Annotated in this window: 16 protein-coding genes; 2 read left to right on the forward strand and 14 right to left on the reverse strand. The window is 74.7% G+C overall.

All coding sequences use genetic code 11. The annotated features are described in order from the left end of the window. Window positions 1-42: 42 nt before the first annotated feature. The 5 genes from ACFRAR_RS03535 to ACFRAR_RS03555 form a co-directional block, all read right to left on the reverse strand. Window positions 43-561 carry an Asp23/Gls24 family envelope stress response protein gene (locus tag ACFRAR_RS03535; protein WP_380694303.1) on the reverse strand — a complete coding sequence of 173 codons (519 nt, stop codon included), beginning with the start codon at window positions 559-561 and terminating at the stop codon, window positions 43-45. Between the two features lie 165 nt (window positions 562-726). Continuing rightward, a complete protein-coding gene (locus ACFRAR_RS03540) occupies window positions 727-1,533 on the reverse strand; it encodes an enoyl-CoA hydratase/isomerase family protein (RefSeq protein WP_380694305.1) in 807 nt (268 codons plus the stop codon). Window positions 1,534-1,815: 282 nt separating this feature from the next. After that, on the reverse strand, window positions 1,816-2,049 hold the full coding sequence (locus tag ACFRAR_RS03545; RefSeq protein WP_030059940.1) for a helix-turn-helix domain-containing protein: 234 nt from the start codon (window positions 2,047-2,049) through the stop codon (window positions 1,816-1,818). A gap of 327 nt (window positions 2,050-2,376) precedes the next feature. After that, window positions 2,377-3,975 carry an ABC-F family ATP-binding cassette domain-containing protein gene (locus ACFRAR_RS03550; RefSeq protein ID WP_380694307.1) on the reverse strand — a complete coding sequence of 533 codons (1,599 nt, stop codon included), beginning with the start codon at window positions 3,973-3,975 and terminating at the stop codon, window positions 2,377-2,379. Window positions 3,976-4,223: 248 nt separating this feature from the next. Further along, window positions 4,224-5,309, reverse strand: coding sequence for a hypothetical protein (locus ACFRAR_RS03555; protein ID WP_380694309.1), 1,086 nt, complete (start codon window positions 5,307-5,309; stop codon window positions 4,224-4,226). A 370-nt stretch (window positions 5,310-5,679) separates the two neighbouring features. On the opposite strand from ACFRAR_RS03555, the gene ACFRAR_RS03560 reads away from it, so the two are divergent. Next, entirely contained in the window at window positions 5,680-6,930 is a 1,251-nt protein-coding gene (locus ACFRAR_RS03560; protein ID WP_380694311.1) for a glycoside hydrolase family 26 protein, read from the forward strand. Between the two features lie 28 nt (window positions 6,931-6,958). Here the strand turns inward: ACFRAR_RS03560 and ACFRAR_RS03565 are convergent, their stop codons facing one another. The 9 genes from ACFRAR_RS03565 to ACFRAR_RS03605 form a co-directional block, all read right to left on the reverse strand. Beyond that, window positions 6,959-8,131 (reverse strand): GNAT family N-acetyltransferase, encoded by a 1,173-nt coding sequence (locus ACFRAR_RS03565; RefSeq protein WP_380694313.1) that lies wholly within the window; start codon window positions 8,129-8,131, stop codon window positions 6,959-6,961. Then, complete coding sequence (locus tag ACFRAR_RS03570; protein ID WP_380694315.1) at window positions 8,128-9,201, reverse strand: Wzz/FepE/Etk N-terminal domain-containing protein; 1,074 nt, start codon at window positions 9,199-9,201, stop codon at window positions 8,128-8,130. Before ACFRAR_RS03570 ends, ACFRAR_RS03565 begins: the two co-directional genes overlap by 4 nt. 49 nt (window positions 9,202-9,250) lie before the next feature. Then, window positions 9,251-10,366: a glycosyltransferase gene (locus ACFRAR_RS03575; RefSeq protein ID WP_380694317.1), complete on the reverse strand. Its 1,116-nt coding sequence runs from the start codon at window positions 10,364-10,366 to the stop codon at window positions 9,251-9,253. Then, a complete protein-coding gene (locus ACFRAR_RS03580; RefSeq protein ID WP_380694319.1) occupies window positions 10,363-11,214 on the reverse strand; it encodes a polysaccharide deacetylase family protein in 852 nt (283 codons plus the stop codon). Before ACFRAR_RS03580 ends, ACFRAR_RS03575 begins: the two co-directional genes overlap by 4 nt. Continuing rightward, window positions 11,204-12,988: a lipid II flippase MurJ gene (locus ACFRAR_RS03585; protein WP_380694321.1), complete on the reverse strand. Its 1,785-nt coding sequence runs from the start codon at window positions 12,986-12,988 to the stop codon at window positions 11,204-11,206. The genes ACFRAR_RS03580 and ACFRAR_RS03585 overlap by 11 nt, the downstream gene beginning before the upstream one ends. Further along, window positions 12,985-14,370 carry an O-antigen ligase family protein gene (locus ACFRAR_RS03590; protein ID WP_380694323.1) on the reverse strand — a complete coding sequence of 462 codons (1,386 nt, stop codon included), beginning with the start codon at window positions 14,368-14,370 and terminating at the stop codon, window positions 12,985-12,987. The genes ACFRAR_RS03585 and ACFRAR_RS03590 overlap by 4 nt, the downstream gene beginning before the upstream one ends. Before the next feature lie 6 nt (window positions 14,371-14,376). Next, complete coding sequence (locus ACFRAR_RS03595) at window positions 14,377-15,900, reverse strand: sugar transferase (protein ID WP_380694325.1); 1,524 nt, start codon at window positions 15,898-15,900, stop codon at window positions 14,377-14,379. 410 nt (window positions 15,901-16,310) lie between these two features. Beyond that, window positions 16,311-17,465, reverse strand: a complete 1,155-nt coding sequence (locus ACFRAR_RS03600; protein WP_380694327.1) for a glycosyltransferase — start codon at window positions 17,463-17,465, stop codon at window positions 16,311-16,313. A gap of 304 nt (window positions 17,466-17,769) precedes the next feature. Further along, entirely contained in the window at window positions 17,770-18,210 is a 441-nt protein-coding gene (locus tag ACFRAR_RS03605; protein WP_316526992.1) for an SRPBCC family protein, read from the reverse strand. Between the two features lie 91 nt (window positions 18,211-18,301). On the opposite strand from ACFRAR_RS03605, the gene ACFRAR_RS03610 reads away from it, so the two are divergent. Then, complete coding sequence (locus ACFRAR_RS03610) at window positions 18,302-19,216, forward strand: HipA family kinase (protein ID WP_380694330.1); 915 nt, start codon at window positions 18,302-18,304, stop codon at window positions 19,214-19,216. The last annotated feature ends 260 nt before the right edge of the window (window positions 19,217-19,476 follow it).

A 19,476-nucleotide genomic window follows, 5' to 3' on the forward strand; every position in this document is an offset into this window, starting at 1 on the left:
CTCCCCTCCCCCCACCTGCCCCGCCCCGCCCCGCCGAACGCGCTACTTGAGCTTCGGCCGCTGCCCGGGCGGCGGCACCGGTTCCTCTTCCTCCTCGAACTCCGGTTCATCCGGGAGGTGGACGTCGTTGACCGCGATGTTGACCTCGACGACCTCCAGGCCGGTCATCCGTTCGACCGCGCGGATGATGTTCTCCCGCACCTGGCGGGCGAGTTCGGGAATGACCACGCCGTACTCCACGACAAGTGCGATGTCGATCGCGGTCTGCTTCTCTCCGACCTCGGCCTTGATGCCCCGCCCGACGCTGGGCTTGCCGCCCGGCACCCGGTCCCGCATCGCGCCGAAGGTCCGGGCGAACCCGGAGCCGAGCGCGTGGATTCCGGTGATCTCTCGCGCCGCCATCCCGGCGATCTTCTCCACCACGCCGACGGCCAGTGCGGTGCGGCCGCGCTCCGCCACCGGGGTGGCGCCGGCGGCGGAACCCTGCGGCGGACCGGACGTCGGCGCGCCGCCGCCACCGGAGTGCTTGTGCATGGTCGCGGGCGTCGGAGTGTCAGGCATGGGCACATCTCCCGTCGTACGGCTCCAGCTATATCGCAGACCTCCACAACTCTGACATTCCGCCACGATCCCTGCCCCCCGAGCGACGGCCGCCCACCCCGCGCAGCGCAAAGGGCCCGGCCCGGGGAATTCCCCCGGGCCGGGCCCCACGTCGGCGCCGTCCGGTCAGTCGCCGATCCCGGCGAGCTCCCGCAGCCGACGGGCCTGCGCCGCCCGTTCGGCCGAGCGCTGTTCGTCGAACGAGCGCCCGGAAGCCCCCTGCAACAGGGCCTTGGTCTCGATCACGGCCCCGCGCGGAGCGGCCAGCAGGGCCGCCGCGAGATCGCGGGCGGCGCCGTCCAGCTCCTCCCCCGGGACCGCCAGGTTGGCCAGCCCGATCGTGGTGGCCTCCTCGGCGCCCACCCAGCGGCCGGTCGCGCAGATCTCCAGCGCCCGCGCGTAGCCGACGAGCTCGGTGAGCGGCTTGGTCCCGGCCAGGTCCGGGACGAGGCCCAGCGAGGTCTCCTTCATCGCGAACCGGACGTCCTCGGCGACCACCCGCAGGTCGCAGCCGAGCGCCAGCTGGAAGCCCGCGCCGACGGCGTGGCCCTGGACCGCCGCGATGGAGATCAGGTCCGGACGGCGCCACCAGGTGAAGGCCTCCTGGTACGAGGCGATGGCGTCGTCCAGCTCGCGGTCGCCGGAGGCGGCGAGCTGGAGGAAGGTGGGCTCGCCCGGAATCCCCTCGGCGGTGAACATGGCGCGGTCCAGCCCGGCGGAGAAGGAGACGCCCTCCGCGCGCAGCAGCACCACCCGGACGCTGCCGGGCAGGTCACGGCCGGCGTCGACGAGGGCGCGCCAGAGCGCGGGCGACTGGGCGTTGCGCCGCTTCGGCTGACAGAGGGTGACGACGGCGAGTTCGCCGTCGATCTCCAGGCGGACGCCGTCCCGCTCCCAGCTCGGGGCCTGCGGGTCGATGGCGGGGGCGGTCATGCGGGGACCTCCGGTGGCGAGGGACTTGGCTACCGGAGAGTAACAAAACTCGACGCGCGAGGGCAGGGGCCTGGCCCGGAAAGATCGACGGGCCCGCCGGGCTCGATGAATGTGAAAGAAGAACGAACGGACAAGAGGTCTCGGGGGCGAACGGCGCCCCGGGCATGACGATCGGCGGCCGGCCCGCACGACCCGAGGGCGGACGTTCAGCCGATGACCGGCTGCCGTCTTCTCGGCCGGCGTCCTGCCGCCGCGCCATCCAGCCTATAAGCTGACGAACCGTCAGGAACCGGCCCCGGCAGTCGCCTTGTTCTTGCCCCGCGTGGCACCGCCGCGGCCCCGGAGGATCACTCCGGATTCGCTCAGCATCCGGTGCACGAAGCCGTAGGAACGACCGGTCTCCTCCGCGAGAGCGCGAATGCTCGCCCCGGAGTCGTACTTCTTCTTGAGATCGGCCGCGAGCTTCTCACGCGCGGCACCGGTCACCCGGCTGCCCTTTTTCAGAGTCTCGGCCACCCGTGCCTCCTCGTAGCGTTGCTCGGTCAGATTCCCATGATCACCCATCCCTCTCGTCCTGGCCACCCATTCGACAAGGTCGATGTCGCAAATGCGTGGTCCGCCGGTGGTGATCCGAGCGCATCAGGGCGCTCACACAGAGTGCACGCCCCCGGGCGGATACCGCCCTTCGCCGCGAAACGGCTGATCAGCAGCGTCGGCCCGACCACGATCGCGTGGCGGGCCGACGGAAAGTCCTTAAACGGAATCCAGGTCTACTTCATTCCCGGACACGCCGAAAGGACTAGATATTCTCGTTCGAAAAGCGGATGTTGCGTCTACTTCAGGTCAGGCCAGGGAGACCAGATCGGCGTAGGACGGGTTCCAGAGGTCCTCCACACCGTCCGGCAGCAGGATGATCCGCTCCGGGTCCAGCGCCTCGACCGCGCCCTCGTCGTGGGTGACCAGCACGACCGCCCCCGAGAACTCGCGCAGCGCGCCCAGGATCTCCTCGCGACTGGCCGGATCGAGGTTGTTGGTGGGCTCGTCCAGCAGCAGCACGTTGGCGGAGGAGACCACCAGGGTGGCCAGCGCCAGACGGGTCTTCTCGCCACCGGAGAGCACCCCGGCCGGCTTGTCGACGTCGTCGCCGGAGAACAGGAAGGAGCCGAGGATCTTGCGGATCTGCACCAGGTCGGTGTCCGGCGCCGCCGAACGCATGTTCTCCAGCACGCTGCGATCCGGGTCCAGGGTCTCGTGCTCCTGGGCGTAGTAGCCGATCTTCAGGCCGTGGCCCGGGATCACCTCGCCGGTGTCCGGCTGCTCCACCCCGGCCAGCATCCGCAGCAGGGTGGTCTTGCCGGCGCCGTTGAAGCCCAGCACGACGACCCGGGAACCCCGGTCGATCGCCAGGTCGACGTCGGTGAAGATCTCCAGCGAGCCGTAGGACTTGGACAGGCCGCTGGCGGTCAGCGGGGTCTTGCCGCACGGGGCCGGATCCGGGAAGCGCAGCTTGGCGACCTTGTCGTTCACCCGGACCTGCTCCAGGCCGGAGAGCAGCTTGTCGGCCCGGCGGGCCATGTTCTGCGCGGCCACCGTCTTGGTCGCCTTGGCGCGCATCTTGTCGGCCTGCGCGTTCAGGGTCGCGGCCTTCTTCTCGGCGTTGGCCCGCTCGCGCTTGCGGCGCTTCTCGTCGTCCTCGCGCTGCTGCTGGTACTGCTTCCAGCCCATGTTGTAGACGTCGATGGAGGAGCGGTTGGCGTCCAGGTAGAAGACCTTGTTGACGACCGTCTCGACCAGGTCGACGTCGTGCGAGATGACGATGAAGCCGCCCTTGTAGGTCTTCAGGAAGTCCCGCAGCCAGACGATGGAGTCCGCGTCCAGGTGGTTGGTGGGCTCGTCGAGCAGCAGCACGTCGGAGTCCGAGAAGAGGATCCGGGCCAGTTCGACGCGACGGCGCTGACCACCCGAGAGGGTGTGCAACGGCTGGCCGAGGATGCGGTCCGGCAGACCCAGCGCGGCGGCGATGGTGGCGGCCTCGGCCTCGGCGGCGTACCCGCCCTTGGTGAGGAACTCGGTCTCCAGCCGGGCGTACTTCTTCATCGCGTTGTCCCGGGTGGAGCCCTTGCCGTTCGCCATCCGGTCCTCGTTCTCGCGCATCTTCTTCAGCACGGTGTCGAGGCCCCGGGCGGACAGGATGCGGTCCTTGGCGAGGACGTCCAGGTCACCGGTGCGCGGGTCCTGCGGGAGGTAGCCGACCTCGCCCGAACGGGTGACGGTACCGGCGGCGGGCAGGCCCTCGCCGGCCAGCACCTTGGTGAGCGTGGTCTTGCCGGCGCCGTTGCGGCCGACCAGACCGATCCGGTCGCCGGCGGCGACCTTGAAGCTCGCGGACTCGATCAGGATCCGGGCACCGGCACGCAGCTCGAGGGCGTTGGCGGAAATCATGGCTGGGGACTACTCCTGGGACGTGGGCGGGCGGCCGGGCGGGACGGACCCGGGGCCGGTTCGGCGTGAGGGGGCTTCATCGGCGGTCGGCGCGGCCCTCGTGGCGCCGCCGCCCGCTATTGCCCGGAGAAAATAGCCATGGCGGCAAGTCTACCGGGCCCCGCGCTACCCCCAATGGAGTACCGTCCGCGGGCGACCGCCGGCCCGGCGCCCGTCGGCCGGCGCCCGCGGGGCGGTCGTGGCCGCCGCTACCGCGCGATCGGCCGGTCCCCGGCGGGGGCCCCGGTGTCCGCAGGGGTGTCCGGGGCGGTGGCGGTGCCTGGAGCGGTCACGCCGTCCGGAGCGGGGTCCGTGGCCGCCGGGGTCCCAGGCGCCGCGGCCGGCGCCTGGGGGGCCGGGTCGCCGGGGGCCGGGGCCGCCGCCGGGTCCGCGCAGCCGTCCTGCGGCCGGACCGCCGCGAACGGCGCGTCCACGCTGCCGCAGGCCGTCTCGGGCGCGGCCGCCTTGGTGTCGAACACCTTCGGCGGCATGATCGGGCCGTCGGTGATCTCCACCCGGCCGCGGTCCAGCACCTTGGCCGAGGCGGCCGGACCGGTGTTCATCACCCAGCCCCTGCTGTCCAGCCGGTAGCCGGTGATGGCCCCGGAGGCGGGCTGCCCGCTGCCGTTGGCGCAGGTGCGCGGAACGAGCACGGCGTAGTCGGTGTGGACGGTGCGCAGCGGGTCGAAGACGCAGCCGGCGGCGGGCTTGTCGTTGTAGCGCAGGTCGCCGTCGGCGTCGCGCAGGCCCATGGTCAGGTTCGGCGTCACCAGGGCCAGCCAGGGCGAGCCGTCCCGCTGGACGGTGTGCAGTGCGGCCGCGGCCCGCTGCTGGGCGAGCGCCTTGCGCTGGGCGTCGGTCCGCTTGTCCGCGCCGGGCTCGCCGTCGCCGCGCAGCCAGTCGGCCAGGCCCGGCACCGCGCGGTGCCAGCGCACCTCGTGGTCGCCCGGGCGCACCGAGGTGACGAGGCCGTCGTCCCAGACCACGATGGCGTTGTCCCCGGCCATCGCCAGGTAGAGCGCCTCGGCGCCCTCGCGGCGGTAGGACCAGGCCTGCTCGCCGGTCTGCTTGTGGAAGGCCTCCAGGCCCGGGCCGACCCGCAGGTCGAGGTCGGCCGAGCTGAGGGACTCGGAGTTCACCGGCGTCGCCCCCGCGTCGCCCGGCCCCGCCACCCGGTCGCCGAACGGCACCGGCTTGTTCGCGTGCGCCGCCGCTCCGGCCGCAAGGACCAGCACCACCGCCGAGGCAGGCAGGATCGAGCGGGGGGACAGTACACGCAGCGGCTTCCAGGACACGGCCGGAGCGTACCTTTCGCCGGGCACACGAGTCAGCCCGGTTCTCCCGCCGCTCCGTCCGGCCGAGCGCGTGCCCGGCCCCGCGCGCCCCGCCCGTACGACCGCCCGCCCACCTGCGCCGTCGGGGCTCCCGCCGCTCCGGCGGGCTTGCCGGAACGGGCCGGACGGGCCCGGCGGGACCGTTACGGATCTGTTACCCGACCGCCGGTCGCCGGCCACTGCGGCGGACGGCGTTCGAAGAGCGCCCACTTTAGGGTGACATCCGGCATTTTCCTCCTCCGACGGGCCTACTGTCGGCGAGCCGGGCGTCACGGTCCGTCCACGCCGAGACCGTGACGCCCCGCTCACGCGACGTCCGGAGGAGAGACCCATGCGAATCGGCCGCCTGTCGCTGGCCGCCGCCACCCTGCTGCTGATGGCCACGGCCAGCGTCCCGGCCGGGACGCCGTTCAGCCAGACCGAACGGCACACCCTCTCCGCGGACGCCGTCGAGCCGCACGTGACGCCCGCCCGCCCGCCGGTCCAGCGGCCGAAGCACGAGCCGCCGTTCGGCGCCTTCGTCGGGTCCTGGGACGACCGCATCCCACAGATCGGCCGGTACGCCCAGTGGCTGGGCGACGCGAACATGCAGGTCGGCCACACCTATCTGGCGGGCAACGGCTGGAGCGACATCGAGGGCGAGCCGGTGGTGCTCGGCCTGTGGTCGCAGTGGCGGCAGGCCGACCCGTCCCGGCTGCTGGTGCTCGGTGTGCCGATGCTGGCGCCCAGCGAGGCGGACGTGCCGGACGGCGAGGTCGCCGCACTGCTCGCCGAGGGGGCGCGGGGGGACTTCGACGCGCACTTCATCAAGCTCGCGCGCCGGCTGGTGACCCTGGGCGCCGCGGACACCGTGCTCACGCTCGGCTGGGAGATGAACGGCACCACCTACACCCACCGCTGCAAGCCCGACCCGTCCGCCTGGAAGACGTACTGGCGGCGGATCGTCGACGCGATGCGCTCGGTGCCCGGGCAGCGGTTCCGCTTCGACTTCGCGCCCAGCCGCGGCCTGGACGCCATCCCGTGGACCAGGTGCTACCCCGGCGACGACGTGGTCGACGTCATCGGCATGGACACCTACGACCAGCCCGCCGGGCGCACCTTCGACGACTACGTGCACGAGCCGTACGGGCTCCAGGACCAGGTGGAGTTCGCCGCCACGCACGGCAAGCCGGTCTCGTACCCGGAGTGGGGGCTGTTCCGCAACGGCGACAACCCCGAGTACGTGCGACGGATGGTCGACTGGATCCGCACCCACGACACCGCCTACCAGACCGTCACCGACTACTGCCCGCACGGCTTCTTCCAGTGCGACCGCAATCCGCGCTCGGCGTCGGCGTTCAAGCAGCTGATGTCCGGTTCGCGGGGGGCGCCGGCGCAGGCGCCCCCGGCGCCCGCCGGCGCGGTCGCCGGCGCGGTGGTGGTGCCGGGCCCGCCCGCGGTGCCGGGGCCGCCCAGCGCTCCGCCACCCGCGCCCGGCCCGACACCCGCCGCGCCGAGCCGGACGGTGGCGAACCCGCCGGCCCGGCCGACCGCACAGCCGTCGGCGGCCAAGCCGGCCGGCCCGAAGCACACCCGGCACTGAGCGGTCCGCCGCTCGGCCGGCCGAGCGGTCAGCCGAGCGGCCGACGCCGGCGGCGGGCCAGCAGCGCCTCCTTCAGACGGGGGAAGCGGGTGCGCAGCCGGTGCGCCACCGCCTGCCGGGTGCGCACCGCCGCGGCCCGGACGGCGGCGGCCGGTGCCGCCCCCGCCGGGCCGAGCAGCAGCCGCTGGTTGGGCAGCCGGTCCGGCCGCCAGCGCTGCTTGTACGGCTCCTGACCGCGCAGCAGGCCGAGCAGCGGGATCTCCGCGCCGACCGTCTCCTCCAGCGCCGCGCTGAACAGCAGCCCGGCGATGTCCAGCCGCTCGCGCAGCACCGGGTGCGCCCCGTACATGTACAGCCCGCCGAAGGACGGGCAGAGCAGCAGCAGGTTCACTGCGACCAGCTGGCCGTCCAGGTGGAACCGGTGGACGGCGGCCCTGCCGGTGGCGACCAGGCCGGTGGTGGACTCGGTCAGGTGCCGGGCGAACCGCTCGGTGCGGTGCTCGGGGGTGACGCCGCGCGCCTGCCACTGCAGGAAGTGCAGCCGCAGCAGCCCCTCCAGCGCCTGCGGCACCTCCGACGCCGGGGTCGAGCTGACCTTCACCCCGGCCTCCGCGATCTTGCGGAGCTTCACCCGGCTGCGCTGGGCGGTCTTGCCGGGCACCCGTTTGAGCAGCCGCTCCATCGGGACGGCCGGCAGGTACTGGCAGAGCGAGTCCTGGTGGCGGCGACGGCTGCCGTGCCAGTGCTCGTACACCCGTTGCACGGCCGCCTCGGGGTGCACCTCGCGCAGTTCCAGCCAGTGCCAGGGGCGGGTGAGCGGGAGGGCCGCGGCGAACTCGGCGGCGGCCCGGTCGGCGCACTCGTCGTCGAGCAGGACGTCGGTGTAGTCGACCAGCCCGCCACCGAGGCCGGTCAGGCCACCGAGCGGACCGCCGCGCCGCCGGAACGCCCCCGCCCCGACCAGCCGGCCGTCCCGGCGGACCAGCACGACGAGCAGGCGGCCGGGGCGGCCGTAGTGGCGCCACCAGGAGCGCTGCCAGTCGGCGGCCTGGAAGAAGGTCGCGGTCCGGCAGCGGGCGGCCAGGGCGTCCCACTCCTCGGCGAGGACGTCCAGGGCGTCGTCCTCGACGCGAAGCTCGGTGGTCCAGGCCGGGGCCGTCGTCTGGGCGGGCAGGGCGGCTCTGCGGGCCTCGGTGCTCATCGGCCGCTCCCGGCGGCGGTCTTCTCCTTGGCGGTGGGCTGGTCCTTCGCGGCGGGCTGGGCCTTGGTCGCGGACTTCGGCTCGGGAGCGGACTGCCCCTCGGCGGGGGTCCGCTCCGCCGCCACGGGCCGCGCCGTCGCGGCGGGCTCGGCGGCGGGCTCGGCGGCGGGCTCGGCGGCGGGCTTTCGGCCGGTCTTCGGATCGGTCTTCTTGTCGGACTTCTGCCCGGCCTTCGTACCCCCGGGCTCGGTCGCGCCCCCGCTCCGGGCCTCCGCCCTGGGTGCGGCCTTGCCCGTGGGCTCGGCCTTGGGCTCGGCCCTGGACTCGGCCCTGGCCGGCTCCCCGCTGCGTGGGCGCGGCGCCGTAGGGGCCTTGGCGGGCGTCGGAGCGGCGGGAGTCTTCGCCGCGGGCGCCGAAGCACCGGGGACCTCCTCCGCGACGACCGGTGCCTGCGCCACCACCGGCGCCTGCGGCGCGTCGGGGCTCCCGGCGTCCTCCGGCGCCCCGGCCGCGCCCCGGCGGCGGCGGGTCATCATCGCGAGCGAACCCAGCAGCAGCCCGGCCGCGGCGCCGACCGCGACGTCCAGCTTCCCGGACGGCGTGGTCGGCTTGTCCGGTGCGGCGGCCTGGGCCAGGGTCACCAGCCGGACGTTGGTGTCCCTGCTGCTGGTGTCGGCGAAGGCGACCAGCGAGCGGGCCACCGCGTCGGCGGTCCGGGCGGCCTCCTCCGCGCGCCGCCCGGTGCCGGTGATCTCGATCATCGGAGCGTCCGGGGAGGTCGTCCCGTGCACCAGGGACTCCAGTTCGGACCGGGTGCGGCCGATCTCGGCGGCCGCCACGGCGAGCACCTGCGGCCGGCCGGCCAGCCGGCCGTACGCCTGGGCGAAGTTGGTCGCGAGCGCGGCCTCCCCCGGGTTCTGCGCGACCACGAGGACGTAGGCGTTGGCGGTGTAGGAGGGAGGCGCGACGACGGCGTACCCGGCGCCGGCCGCGGCGCCCAGCGGAACCGCGAGCGCCACCGGCCACCAGCGGCGGACCAGGCGGCGGGCGCTTCGGCGCGGTGTGGTCATGGGTGTGGCTCCTTGGGTCTGGTACGGCGGTTCCGGCGGTGGCGGGCGGTCAGACCCGGGCCAGCCGGTCGTAGAGGGCGCCCAGGTCGGCGGCGACCCGGACGATGTCGTAGTGGCCGACGGCCGGGGGGTGCGGCAGCGGGTCGGCGGTGTGCCCGCTGAGCGGCCGCAGGTCGCGCAGCGCGGCGGCGTAGGCGGCGGGCTCGGAGGGGATGCGGCGGGCCTGCGGGGCGGCACCGGGCGGCAGTTCGTCGAGCGCCGGGCAGGCGCTGTGCCGCACCGGCAGCCCGGCGGCGAGGCCCTCCAGGACGCCGAGGCCGAAGGTCTCCGTGGCGGAGGGGGCGGCCAGCACGTCCAGCGCGGCGAGCAGTTCGGGCACGTCGTCGCGCTCGCCGGCGAACACCAGCCGCTCCCGGACACCGAGTTCGCCGGCCCGCCGTTCCAGCGCGGCGCGCTCCGGCCCCTCGCCGACCAGCACCAGCCGGGTGGCCGGGTCGAGGTCGGCGAGCGCCTCGACCAGCACCTCGAACCGCTTGCCGGGGACCAGCCGGCCCACCCCGCCGACCACCCAGCTCCGCTGCGGCAGACCGAGTTCGGCTCGCAGCCGCCCGCGGGCGGCTGCCCGTTCGGCGGGCGGGAGGAGGTAGCGGGAGACGTCGAGGCCGTTCGGGATCAGCTCGATCCGGGTCGGCGGGACTCCCCAGGAGCGCAGCGTCTGGGCGACCTGGCGGGAGACCGCGACGGTGGTGCTGCCGAGCCGTTCGGCCGCCAGGTAGAGGCCCTTGACGCCCCGGGTGACCGGTCGGCCCTCGATCACTCCGTCGTGCAGCGAGTGCTCGGTGGAGACCACCGCGCGCACTCCGGCCAGCCGTGCGGCCAGCCGGCCGTACAGCTGTGCCCGGTAGAGGTGGGTGTGCACCAGGTCGTACCGGCCGGCCCGGACCACGCGGACCAGCCGGGGCAGCGCGCCGAGGTCCCGGTTGCCGCGCATGCCGAGGTGGTGGACGGTGACGCCGTCGGCGCGCAGCGCGGCGGCCACCGTGCCGGGGTTGGTCAGGGCGAGCACCTCGCACCGCTGGTGGGCGGGCAGGTGCCGCAGCAGCAGCTGGAGCTGGCGTTCGGCGCCGCCGGAGGCCAGGCCGGTGACGATGTGCAGCACCCTCATGGCCGGTGCCCCTCGCGCGCGTGGCGCAGCTCGGTGACAGCGTCGCGCAGCCGGTGCCGGGCCTGCTTGGCGCGCAGCCGCCAGGCGCCGTCGCGGTCGCCGACGTAGCACCGGGGCAGGGCGAAGCGGCCGGTGAGCGGGGAGTGGGCGATGGCGCAGGCGTAGTCGTACCCGGCGTCGCGCACGGCCAGGGTGGCGGGCCGGTCGACGGCGCCGTAGGGGTAGCAGAACCCGGTGACCGGGCCGCCGACGGCCTCCTCCAGCAGGCGCCGGCTCTCCCCGGCCTGGCGGGTGAGGGCCTCGGCGGGCAGGCCCGGCAGCGCCTGGTGGCCGAGGCCGTGCGAGCCGATCTCCCAGCCGGCGGCGGCGAGTTCGGTCACCTCCTGGACGGTGAGCAGCTGCTTGCGCGGGCCTTCGGCGTCCCAGCCGTTGTCCCGGCCGAGCAGGTCGGCGACGACGTACGCGGTGGCGGTGAAACCGTACGCCTGGAGGATCGGCACCGCGTACCGGGCGAAGTCGGCGTAGCCGTCGTCGAAGGTCAGGCCGACCAGCCGGTCGTCCCGGCCGAGCGCGCGGGCCCGCATCAGCTCGCGGACCGAGACGCCGCGCCGTCCGCGCCGGTGCAGCCAGGCGATCTGTTCGGCGAACCGCTCGGGGCTGACGGTGAGCCGGTACGGGTCCTCCTTCTCGACCGCCACCGAGTGGTACATCAGGATCCACGGTGAGGCGGAGCCGGGGACCGGTGGTTCGCCGGCCGGGCGGCGGCTCCTGGGCAGTCGTGCCCGGTGCGGCGGTGCGTCGCTGACGCTCGCCTGGGCCGAACGGACGGTGCCCCGTTCATTGTCCATGGGGACGCTTCCCTTCTTCGGCGACGGTTGCCGGGTTCCGGACGGGCTTCAGGGCCCGGGCGACGGCGAGGACCGGGCCGCGCACCTCGCGGGCGCCGAGCCCGGTCCCGAGGGCGGCGAAGGCCAGCGCCACGGTGAGGCCTCCGAGGAGGGTCGAGAGCAGCGGGTCGGCGGTCAGTGCGGCGGTGGCGGTGCCGAGCAGGGTGGCCCCGGCGGCGGCGGCCACCAGTCGGGCGTGGCCGCCGAGCACCCGGCGCAGCCGCAGCGGGATGCCGCGCAGCACCAGGCCGTGCAGCAGCAGGGCGGCGACGGCGGTGATGCCGGCCGCGTTGCCGGCCGCGAGTCCGAGGGCGCCGAAGCGGGGTGTGGCGAGCAGTCCGGTGGTGACGGTGACGCCGAGGCCGAGCAGCATCGCGGCGACCGGGTACCAGTCCAGCAGCCGGCGGCGGCCGTCCTCGTCGCCCGGGTCGTCGGCGCGGCGGACCACCGGGCGCAGCGAGAAGTACGGGCGGATCATCACACCGATCAGTGCCTGGGCGGGCAGGCCGAAGCTGTACACCCGGATGACCTCGGCGGTAGCGGCGGTGTCGTGCGGGCCGAAGGCGCCGCGTTCGAACAGCAGTGAGACCACCGAGGGGGCGCAGGCCATCAGGCAGGCGGTGCCGAGCAGGACGACGGCGGCCGCCTGGCCGAGGTCCTTCTCCACCCGGTCGCGGGCGGCGGTGAGGTCCCCGGCGGCGAGCGCCCGGGCGACCAGCGGGAAGGTGACGGTGCAGATCAGGATGCCCGCGGTCATGGCGAGTTGGGAGACCTTGGCGGCGTAGTTGAGGTGCGAGATGGTACCGGGGGGCAGCTCCGAGCCGAGGTAGCGCTCGACGAAGACCTGGGACTGGCGGGTGAGGGTGAAGGCGGCCACCGGCAGCAGGGCCAGCGGCATCAGCACCAGGGCCCGGCGCGAGCGGCGGCCTCGGCCGGTGCCGGTGTTGGTGCCCGTTCCCGTGCTGGTGTTGGTGCTGGTGCCGGGCGGGCCCTGGCGCAGTCGGCGCAGGAACGGGCCGACCAGCAGACCGGCCATCAGCAGGCTGCCGGCCGCCACGCCGAGGGCGGCGGAGCGCACGCCGAGAAGGGAGTGGAGGCAGAGCAGCACGGCGAGGATGCCGAGGTTGTGGGCGACGTAGATGCCGGCCGGGGCGGTGAAGCGGTGGTGGGCGCGCAGCGCGGCGGCCAGGTAGCCGGCCACGCCGAAGGGCAGCACGGTGATCGCGGTGATCCGGGTGCAGGTGACGGCGAGGCCGGGGTCGGGCAGGCCGGGGGCGATCAGTTCGACCAGTCGCGGGGCGCCGAGGGCGGTGGCCAGGGCGAGGCAGCCGAGCGTCATCAGCAGCCAGGGCAGGGTGGCGCGGACCAGCTGGCGGACCGGGTCGGGGGCGTCCGGGTCCTCCTCGCGCAGCACCAGGGCGAGGGCGAAGGCGGGCACCATGAGGAAGGACATGGCGTCCTCGATCAGCAGCGGAGCGGCGGTCTCGGGGACGGTCCAGGCGACCAGGAAGGCGTCGGTGCCCTGGTTGGCGCCGAAGTAGCGGGCCAGCAGGAGGTCGCGCAGCAGGCCGAGGCCGGAGCCGGCGGCGCTGAGGACGGCGGTGATGCCGAAGGCCTTGGCGAGGAAGCCGCGCCGGGGCGCCGGGTGGGGCTCGGCGGCCGGGCCGTCGCCGGGGGCGGCGCTGCGCGGGGCCGGGACGGAGGAGGCCAGGGCGGCCGGCTGGTCGGTGGTCACCGGGCCGCTCCGGTGGGCGCCGCCGCGGCGTCGTCGCGCCGCTCGGGGAGGGGGGCGGCCTCGCGGGCGGCGTGGCGCTCGGGGCCGTCCTCGGCCGCGCGGGCGGCGAGGCCGAGGACGACGGAGGTCAGCACCGTGGTGGTGCCGCCGATGTCGGCGTACAGGAAGTCGACCAGCACCCAGGTGAGCAGGGCGAGCGCGGCGAGCCCGGGGCCGCGGCGGTGGCGCAGGCAGCCGAGCAGGAGGGCGAGGAAGAGCGCGGCGTACGCGGTGATGCCGATCAGGCCCTGTTCGCTGAGCACCAGGAAGTACATGTTGTGCGGGGAGAGCAGCGGTTCGCGCTGGAAGCCGATGGTGGCGTCGGCGGCGTCGCTGCCGGAGGACAGCCGCAGCGGGGCGTGGCTGTCGCGCAGTTGCTGGAAGGCCTTGGGTCCGGCGCCGTGGACGGGGTGGTCCTGCCAGATCCGTCCGGCGGTGGCCCACAGGTCGTAGCGGTCGGAGACGGACTGGTCGGGGGCGGCGGAGACGGAGCCGATCGAGCTGAGCCGCTTGGTGACGCCGGAGCCGCCGAGGCCGAGGCCGCCGACCAGGACGACCGCGGCGGCCAGGCCGAGGACGGCGCCGCGCGCCAGCAGCCGGGCGTCGGCGCGCAGCAGCAGCACGGTGGCGGTGAGGCCGGTGGCGATCCAGCTGCCGCGGCTGAAGGAGACGGCCAGCGGGAAGGTGAGGAAGGCGGCGGAGGCGAACATCGCGCGGCGCAGCCGGGCGTTGCCGCCGGGTCGGCGCTCGGCGAGGGCCAGGGCGAGGGCGGCGAGCAGTCCGTAGCTGACCACGCTGGACATCGCCATGATGTCCAGCGCGCCGAAGGTGCCGACGGCCCGGATCGGCTGGCCGGTGTAGGAGGCGCCGGTGTGGGTGAGGTACTGCTCGGCGCCGACCGCGCCCTGGATCAGCGCGGCGAGGACGAAGGAGCCGAGGACCAGCCGCTGGTCGGTGCGGTCGCGCAGTGAGCAGAGCACGGCGGCGGGTACCAGGACGAACACCTGGGTGAGCCGGACGAAGCCGGTGACGCTCGCCGCGGGGTCGGTCGAGCCGATGGTGGCGACGGCGGCGGCGACCACGACGGCGCCGAACAGCGCGCAGGTGGTGCGGCTGATCGCGGGCAGCCGACCGCGCAGCAGGTTGAGCGCGGTGAGGGCGACCAGGGCGAGCGAGGCGAGGTCGGCGGCGGTGACGTGGACGGCGGCGGCGACGTCCTTCTCCCCGGTGGGCACGCAGACCAGCAGGACGGTGGCGGCGGCCAGCGGGCTGGTGCGGTCCGCGAGTGCGGGCAGTGCCTTCGGTAAGGCGGGGCGGGGGAAGGCGGGGAGGGTCAGGGCCACGCGGGGTCAGCTCCCGTCCGGGCGGAGCACCAGGACCGCGGTGCGGCACAGGATCTTGATGTCCTGCCAGAGGCTCCAGCTCTCGATGTAGCGGTTGTCGAACCGGGCGCGGTCCTCGATGGAGGTGTCCCCGCGCAGGCCGTTGACCTGGGCCAGGCCGGTGAGGCCGACCGGGACGCGGTGGCGGTCGGTGTACTCGGGGTAGGCCTGGCCGAACCGCATGACGAAGTACGGGCGTTCGGGGCGGGGGCCGACGAGGCTCATGTCGCCGCGCAGGACGTTCCACAGCTGTGGCAGTTCGTCCAGCGAGCTCTTGCGCAGCAGCCGGCCGACGGCGCCCATCCGGTGGTCCTGGGAGATGTTCCAGCGGGTGGCGGACTCGTGCTCGTTGTTCGGGCGCAGGGTGCGGAACTTGAGGACGGTGAAGACCCGGCCGTCCAGCCCGGTGCGCTGCTGGCGGAAGAGCACGCCGGGGCCGGTGTCGAAGCGGACGGCGAGGGCGCAGAGCGCCAGGACGGGGGCGAGCAGCAGCAGGCCGAGCGCGGCGGCGGTGACGTCCAGGGCGCGTTTGACGGCCCAGCCGGGGCGGCGCCTGGCCGGGCGGCCGACCCGCAGGCAGGGGAAGCCCCACAGGTGGTCGGCGCCGGCGATCGGGGTGACGGGCAGCGAGCCGTACTCGCGCAGCGCGGGCACCAGCCAGACCTGGCAGCCGAGCCGGGCGGCGTCGCGCAGGGTGGCGGCGGTCTCGGCCTCGTCGGCGCCGCCGGTGGTGGCGATCACGTGCTGGACGTGGTGCCGGCGCACTTCGCGTTCCAGCGCCTCCCGTCCGCCGAGCACGGGCAGGTCGGTCTCGCCGGGCAGCAGTGGCGGGTCGGCGTCGAGGAACCCGACCGGGCGCATCCCGTACTCGCGGCGCTCGCGCAGGGCGGCGGCGACCCGGCGGCCGAGCCGGCCGGCGCCGAGCACCAGGACGGCGCCGGGGTGGCCGCGGCGGATCCGCCGGACGAGGCGGTAGAGGACGGCGCGGCCGACGGCGGCGATCAGCAGCTGGGCGCCGAGCAGGATGGTGAGCCGGGCCGGGGTGGCCGGGCCGCAGTCGGGCCAGCGGCCGCCGAGGCAGCCGGAGAGGGTGACGGCGAAGGCGGTGGCGACCACGGCGCGGGCGGCCAGTGCGGGCAGTTCGTCCAGGACGGACAGGGTGAGCCGGGTGCGGTACAGGCCTCCGGTCAGGTTGAGCAGGAGCAGCAGGGGCAGGATGGCGGGGACGCCGAGCAGGGGGTCGAGCGGGGCGGCCGGGTCGAAGGCGCGGTTGGCGATGCCGCCGGCGGAGCACAGTGCGATGGTGTCGGCCTGAACCAGGGCGAGCGACAGGGCCAGCCGGGCGCCGACCGTCCCACGGGGCCGGCCCTGCGGCGGGACCGCGCGGGAGCGCGCCGTTTCCGCCGGGCGGTCGAGCAGCCCGGTGCCGGGCCGGCGGGGGCCGAAGAGGGGCCCGCCCGCCCGCGGCACGCTGTCGTGGTCAATGGTCATCAGCGCACGATCTCCCCTGCTGTGTGCCCGGGGTGACGCTGCCCCGGCACCGGTTGGCGCGGGGCGGCCGTCCCGGTTCGATGGGCGCGGTCCTGACAGCACCTGCTGCCGCTGATCGCTTTCGGACGTCCGGTGACGGGACTGATCGCGGCGGGACCGGCCGCGAAGGAATCGGCCATGGAGGAATCGGTCGCGAGGGGCTCAGCCGTGAATTTCCGGCATGGAATCCGAACGAAGCGGGCAAAATCCGACAATACCGAACCCGGCCGTGCAGGACGGAAGTTGACTTGCCGTTTCATTCCAGCCGCCCATTAATAGGTATTTCGGATATGACTCCTCGCCCCATATCCGGCCGAGGGCGCGAATACGACAGCGCCGGAAACGGCGGTCATTCACGGCATGTGAAACGATCAGATCCGCTCCGGGACACGGGCCCGGCGCCGCCCCGCCGCCGGGCCGGCGCCCAGCAGGTGGCGGTAGAGGACGTCCACCTGTTCGACCACGGTGCGCACGTCGTGGCGGTCGGCCACGTGGTCGCGCAGCCGGGCGCCGCGCCGCTCACATTCGATCGGATCGGACAGCGCGTCCCCCATTCGGGCGGCGAGGGCCGCCGGGTCCTCGGGCGCCACCACCGCGTGCGCCAACTCGGACGGCGGCAGGCACTCCCGGGCGCCGGGCACGTCGGTCAGCAGCACCGGACGGGCCGCCGCCATCGCCTCCAGCGGGGCCAGCGCCATCCCCTCCCAGCGCGAGGGCAGCACCACCAGGTCGGCCGCCGCCAGCCACGGGCGCGGGTCCGGCACGTCCCCGACCAGCCGGACCCGGCCCGGCCCGGCGCTCCCCCGGGCCAGCTGCGCGATCCACTGCTCCTCCGGGCCACCGCCGACCAGCGCCAGCCGGGCCCGCGGCACCCGGCGCAGCACCTCCGGCCAGGCAGCCAGCAACACGTCCTGGCCCTTCTGCCGGCACAACCGCGCGACGCACACCGCGAGCGGGGCGTCCAGGTCCAGGCCGAGCGCGATCCGGGCGGCGCGGCGGTCGGCCGGCGCGTAGTGGCGCACGTCCACACCGTTGGGCACCACCGCCCAGTCGGCGTGCACCCCGGCCGCCACGCCGTCGGACCGCTCCTGGACGCTGACGCACAGCACCCGGTGCGACCAGCGGGCCGCGAAGCGCTCCCAGCGCAGGGTGGCGGCGGCGAGCGCGCCGTCGACGGCGGCGAAGGACCAGGCGTGGGGCTGGAAGACGGTCGGCACCGCGCCCCGCAGGGCGAGTCGGCCGGCCAGGCCGGCCTTGGCACTGTGCAGGTGGACCACGTCGGGCGCGGCCGCCCGGACGATCCGGCGCAGCCGCCAGGCCTCGGCCGGGGTGCCCGGGCCGGGCCGGCGCCGGGCGGGCCAGTCCTGGACCAGCGCACCCGCCGCGGCGCTCTCCTCGGCCAGCCGCCCGCCGCCCGGGCAGGCGACCAGCACCCGGTGACCGGCCTCCCGCTGCCCCCGGACCAGGTCGGTGACGACGCGGGCGACTCCGCCGTCCACCGGCTGTGAGATGTGAAGGATCGTCATATGCACGGCGGCGAGCCTAGGGTGGCTCTCCCGTGCCGGGCGGCCCGCGTCACCCGCAGGTGGTGGTTCGGCCACCCGTACGGCTTGCGGCTCGTACGGGAGACCGAACCGCTCGAATTCCCGGGCGATTCGCGCGCCCCGGTGGGGGCTCGGCGGGCCCGGCGGTTCTCCGGGATTCCCCGCGGGGCCCGACGGTTCGGCAGAACTCGGTGGTTCGGCGGAGACCGGTGGTTCAGCCGATCTTCGTGGTTCGGCGGAGACCGGTGGTTCAGTCGAACTTCGTGGTTCGGCGGAGACCGGTGGCTCAGCGGACCTCGGCGGCGAGGTTGGCCAGCACCTGGTCGTGGATCCGGTTCAGGCCCTTCGGGGCGAAGGTGCGCTCGAAGAAGCCGCCGATGCCGGTCGCGCCCTGCCAGGTGGCGGACACGGTGACCTTGGAGCGGCCCTCGCCGACGGCCGAAACGGTCCAGGTGATCACCATGCTGGAGTTGGCGTCCTTCTCCACCAGCTGGTCGGGCTTGGGCGCCGAGACGGTGAACAGGCAGTCGCGCACCCGCTTCTCGGTGGCCTGGAGCTTCCAGTGCACCTGGGTGCCGGCACCGGTACCGCCGACCCGCACCTCGTACTCGCTGTACTGCGCGGGCAACAGCTTCGGGCGGGTCACCTGGTAGTCGGCCAGCGCCTCGTACACCCGCTCGGGCGCGGCGTCGTAGACCCGCTCGGTGGTGGCCTGCACCTGTCCCATGACCTTGCTCTCCTCGTGTGGTGGGTACCGCTCTGTCCGGCAAGCCAATCACAGGGTCGCGCCCGCGACGCGGCGGGATAGGGTGACCGGTGTGCTCGATCTGGTGACTGCTGTGCGCTACGTCGACCCGCTGCGGGCCGGCGGCTCCGTTCCCGGTGTGGTGGAGACCGACGACCTGGGAACGTACGTGGTCAAGTTCACCGGCGCCGCGCAGGGGCGCAAGGCGCTGATCGCCGAGGTGATCGTCGGCGAACTGGCCCGGCGGCTGGGCCTGCGGGTGCCCGAGCTGCGGCTGGTGGACTTCGACCCGGCCGTCGCCGCGGACGAGCCGGACGCCGAGATCCAGGACATGCTCAAGGCCAGCGCCGGCCTCAACCTCGGGATGGACCTGCTGCCCGGTGCGCGGGACTTCCGGCCGGGGATGATCCCGGTGGACTCGGCCGAGGCGGGCCGGGTGGTCTGGCTGGACGCCCTGACCGGCAATGTCGACCGCACCGTGCACAACCCCAACCTGGTGGTCTGGCACGGGCGGCTCTGGCTGATCGACAACGGCGCCGCGCTGATCTTCCACCACCGCTGGGCGGGGGCCGAGTCGGCGGTCGGCAAGCGGTACGACCTCAGTGCGCACGCGCTCGGCGGCTCGGCCCCGGACGTCCGGCTGGCCGACGAGGAGCTCGGCCCGCTCGTCACCGTGCCGCTGCTGGAGGAGGTGCTGGCGCTGGTCCCGGACGAGTGGCTGGCCGACGAACCCGGCTTCGACTCGGTGGACGCCGTCCGGCACGCGTACGTCGCCCACCTGGCCGCCCGGGCGGTGCTCTCCGAGGAGTGGCTGCCGGAGGGCTTCGCCACGCCCGAGCAGCTGCGCGAGGCGGAGCGGCGGCGGGCGGCCCGGACCAGGGCGGGGCGGCCGGCCTGGCTGCGGGAGGTGCCGGACCTGCACGGCAAGCCGTCGGTGGAGACGGTCTGGGAGCACCACTTCGACGAGGACGGGTCCGACCCGGACTAGGAACGCCCCGGATCGGAGGCGGTCCCGTCCCGTTCGGTCCTGTTCGGTCAGGTCGAGTCAGGTCAGGTCAGGTCGAGTCAGTTCGGATCGGGTCGGATCGGGTCGGGTCGGATCGGGTCGGATCGGCATCCGCTCGACGAGCCGGCCGGGGCCCGGAACGCGGCCGGGGGGGGGGGGGCCCGGGGGGCCCCCCCCCCCCCGCCCCGTCAGAGGTGTGGGGGGGCCGGGCGGCACCGCCCCCCCACGGACCCCCCACAGCC

It is taken from the genome of Kitasatospora sp. NPDC056651, from assembly GCF_042792155.1.
In the GTDB taxonomy this organism is placed as follows: Bacteria; Actinomycetota; Actinomycetes; order Streptomycetales; family Streptomycetaceae; genus Kitasatospora.